This is a genomic window from Pseudohaemophilus parahaemolyticus (assembly GCF_938021905.1).
In the GTDB taxonomy this organism is placed as follows: Bacteria; Pseudomonadota; Gammaproteobacteria; order Enterobacterales; family Pasteurellaceae; genus Haemophilus_A; species Haemophilus_A parahaemolyticus_B.
On the sequence record NZ_CALIFA010000041.1, the window covers coordinates 1 to 4,215 of the forward strand.

Genomic DNA, 4,215 nt, shown 5'->3' on the forward strand with positions numbered 1-4,215 from the left:
TTTCTACATAACTGCGGAAATCAGCAAAAGCTTGATAATAATCGTGGTATTGCAAGCCTTGTAATAGTTGATGATAACGCTGAGGATCTTCTGGTGAGAATTTACCTTCAATAATTTGATCTACAACTGTGCGTAATTGAGCATCATTCTGATAGTATTCAAATGAACGATAGCCGTCGCGACGAAGTTGTTCCACTTGCTCTACTGTATTACCGAAGATGAAAATATGATTTTCGCCCACGTTTTCCAAGATTTCCACGTTCGCACCGTCAAGTGTACCGAGTGTCAATGCACCATTTAAGGCAAACTTCATATTACTAGTGCCAGAAGCCTCTGTGCCTGCAAGTGAAATTTGCTCTGAAATATCCGCTGCTGGAATAATTAGCTGTGCAAGGCTCACGCTGTAATTTGGAATAAACACTACTTTCAAGCGGCCTTTCAAACGTTCATCGTTGTTGATTACATTCGCCACATCATTGATTAAATGAATGGTTTGTTTTGCCGCATAATAAGCTGAAGCTGCTTTACCTGCTAAAATAAATACGCGAGGTTGCCAATCTTTTTCAGGGGTGGCAAGCATTTCATTGTAGCGAGCGATAATATGCAACACGTTTAACATTTGTCGTTTGTATTCGTGAATACGTTTTACTTGCACGTCAAATAAAGCGTACGGATCAAGCTCTACCCCTAACTCGCGTTTTACGTACTCCGCTAATTTCACTTTATTGGCAAATTTAATGTCAGCGACAGCCTCTTTAAATGCTTTTTCTTGTGCGAACGGTTTGAGTTTTTCGATTTGGCTTAAATCGCAACGCCATTCTGAGCCGATATATTTATCAAACAATGCGGCTAATTGTGGATTCGCCACGGCTAACCAACGACGCGGTGTGATACCATTTGTTACGTTGGTAAAGCGTTCAGGGAAAATACGAGCAAAATCTGCAAAGGTTGAAGTCACCATTAAATCAGAATGGATTTCGGCAACCCCGTTGATTTTGTGTGAACCTACCACGGATAGCCAGCCCATACGCACTTTGCGTTGATAGCCTTCTTCAATCAGCGAAACACGACGGATAAAATCGTTGTCAGTCGTCACATAAGTACGGACATATTCTAAGAAGTGATCGTTAATTTCAAAAATCATCTGTAAATGACGCGGTAAGATTTTCGCCATCATTTCCACTGGCCAAGTTTCTAACGCTTCGGACATTAAAGTATGGCAGGTGTAAGAGAAAATATTACGCGTCATCTCCCACGCTTTTTTCCATTCAAAACCTTCGTCGTCCACTAAAATACGCATTAATTCAGGAATCGCTAATGCTGGGTGGGTATCGTTTAAGTGGATCGCCACTTTATCCGCTAAGTTTTCAAGGCTATCGTGGGTGCGTTTGTGACGGCGTAAAATATCTTGAAGTGATGCAGAGACTAAGAAATACTCTTGACGTAAACGTAATTCGCGACCATTCCACGTAGAATCATCTGGATAAAGCACGCGAGATAAGTTTTTATTTGCAGAGTGCTCTTCTAATGCTGCCAAGTGTTCACCGCGGTTAAAGTCTGCAAGGTTAAACACTTCGCCTGCGTGTGCTGACCATAAACGTAATGTCGCAGCAGAATTATTTTGATAACCTGGAATCATTTGGTCGTAAGCAAGTGCGGTCACTTTTTCGGTATCTTGCCAAATACATTTTTTGCCTTCGAAATGAATGTTTCCACCAAATTCTACGATAAAGCGTTTAGAGGGACGAATAAATTCCCACGGGGCACCTTTTTCAAGCCACGCATCAGGGCGTTCTACTTGCTGACCGTTTTCAATTTTTTGGCGGAACATTCCGTATTCATAACGAATACCGTAGCCCATACCTGGTAAACCAAGGGTCGCAATAGAATCCATAAAGCAAGCTGCTAGACGACCTAAACCGCCATTGCCTAAGCCTGGATCAACTTCTTTTTCCAATACTTCTTCTAAATCCACATTTAATTCAGAAAGTGCTTCCTGTGCTAATCCATAAATGCCTTCTGCAATCATTGCATTAGAAAGCGTACGCCCGATTAAAAATTCCATTGAAAGGTAGTAAACACGGCGAGAATCTTCTGCTCGAGTTTGGCGAGCAGTCGTGATCCAACCCTCTGTTACTAAATCACGCACAGCGTGGAGAGTTGCATTGAGCCAATCGCGTTGGCTGGCTTCGCGTGGAGAGCGACCGATTAAAAAAATAAGTTTGTAAACGATTGATTTTTTAATCGCTTCAACGGTCATTTCAGGACGATTATATTGGAATGGAGAATCAAAGTTATCCATTATCATAGGTAAAACCTCTATTAGAATGCTAAGAAATGATTAACGTAGGGTGTGTGAATTTGCAAAATTCGCGCACGTTTGCAAAAATCAATCAAAATTTGACCGCTCTTTGAGTGCGTGAATGTTGTTTACACAGCCGACAAAAGTAGTTCGAATTTTATGCTTATCTTTGCAAAAAACAAGCACAACCACACCGCTTGCAAAATATTCTTTCACAAGCGGTGTGATTGTTAAGAAAGTTTACGAATAAAACTACAAGCGTTCATAAAGTGTTCTATATTGCTCTGCAGCCTTACGCCAGCTGAAGTCTTGTTCCATTGCATCGGTGCGAACCATCGTCCATGCACGCGGTTTTTGCCATAAGGCAAAGGCACGTTGCAAGCAATGGCGGAGAGCTTCAGGCGTTGCACTTTCAAACACAAAACCTGTTGCGGTGCGAGCTTTGATGCTTTCTGAAGTGCTATCCACCACCGTATCCGCCAAACCACCTGTTTTACGAACAAGTGGCAGTGTGCCATATTGCAAACCATAAAGTTGGGTTAAGCCACAAGGCTCGAAACGGCTTGGCACTAAAATCACATCGCCACCTGCCACCATTAAATGCGAAAGGGCTTCATCATAGCCTATTTTTACCGCAATATTGTTAGGATATTGTACTGCAAGCTCACGAATACCTTGTTCCAAGTGCGGTGCACCTGAACCTAAAATCATCAACTGCCCGCCTTGTTTAACAATTTCATCCGCACTTTCAATCAATAAATCGACACCTTTTTGCTCAGTTAAACGGGTGACCATCACAAATGCCAAGGCAGATTCATCTTGTGGCAAATTGAAAAATGCTTGCAATTCAGCTTTATTTTTCTTTTTGCCTGCCATATATTTCAGTTTGTAATGGTGCGGAATGTATTGATCCACGTTCGGATGCCAAATATTTTCATCCACGCCATTTAAAATCCCCACTAAACGACCTTGAGCTTTTAAGCCAGAAAGCAAGCCTTGCAAACCATAGGCAAATTCAGGTGTCGTGATTTCTTCTGCATAAGTTGGGCTAACAGCCGTGCTTGCATCAGAATAGAACAAGCCTGATTTTAAATAAGAAATTTGTCCGAATAACTCCAGCCCGTCCACATTAAACATTCCCGCAGGCAAACCAATTTCGTATAAATGATGATAAGAAAACTGCCCTTGATACGCCAAGTTATGAATAGTGAACACCGATTTCGCAGGGCGACCTTTATTGAACAGATACGCTGCACATAAGCCCGCGTGCCAATCGTGAGCGTGTACCACTTCTGCACGCCACCAGCTATCTAAACCTGTAGCTAATTCTGCCCCTACCCAACCGAGCAAGGCAAAACGTTTGTAGTTGTCGCCGTAGTCATTGTAATAGGCATCGTGATAAGGATTGCCTTCGCGACCGTATAAGTGCGGTGCGTCAATCAAATAGATCCCGACACCGTTATATTCTCCATAACGCAACACCACGTGCCCAGCGAAGTTGTCAAATTCGGCAACCACTTGGGTATTCGGAATGCCTGCTGTAATTGCAGGATAAGCAGGCAATAAAACGCGGGTATCTAGCCCGATTTGGTTCTGTGCTTGGGGTAATGCCCCTAAAACATCGGCAAGCCCGCCTGTTTTTAAGAGCGGATAGAGTTCCGAGCAAACGTGTAAGATTTTCATTGAGTTTTTTATTTTCCCTATAAATATGAATAACGCTCGATCAGCCCCCCTCTTTAGAAAAGAGGGGGTTCATAAAGTGCGGTCAATTTTCACCGCATTTTTCCTAACTAATCTAAATGCCCATCTTCCTCAATCTCGTGTCCCTCAAGTTTCTTTAGCATTTTCGGGGTTACAAGAATGACTTTGCCTGTTGAGCTAATACGGAAGCGTTTTTTATCTTCTTCTATATC

Annotated in this window: 2 protein-coding genes; both read right to left on the reverse strand. The window is 42.5% G+C overall.

Annotation, left to right across the window (positions count from 1 at the left end; genetic code table 11):
• The coding region (locus tag QMF79_RS03965; protein WP_281772863.1) for a glycogen/starch/alpha-glucan phosphorylase at nt 1-2,308 on the reverse strand (2,308 nt) is incomplete at its 3' end.
• Between the two features lie 246 nt (nt 2,309-2,554).
• Nucleotides 2,555-3,985, reverse strand: coding sequence for a glycogen synthase GlgA (gene glgA, locus QMF79_RS03970; protein WP_281772864.1), 1,431 nt, complete (start codon nt 3,983-3,985; stop codon nt 2,555-2,557).
• Nucleotides 3,986-4,215 lie beyond the last annotated feature (230 nt).

Excerpts from the sequence above, each read along its gene's own strand:
- glgA (WP_281772864.1), bottom strand. The coding sequence starts at position 3,985 with ATGAAAATCTTACACGTTTGCTCGGAACTCTATCCGCTCTTAAAAACA.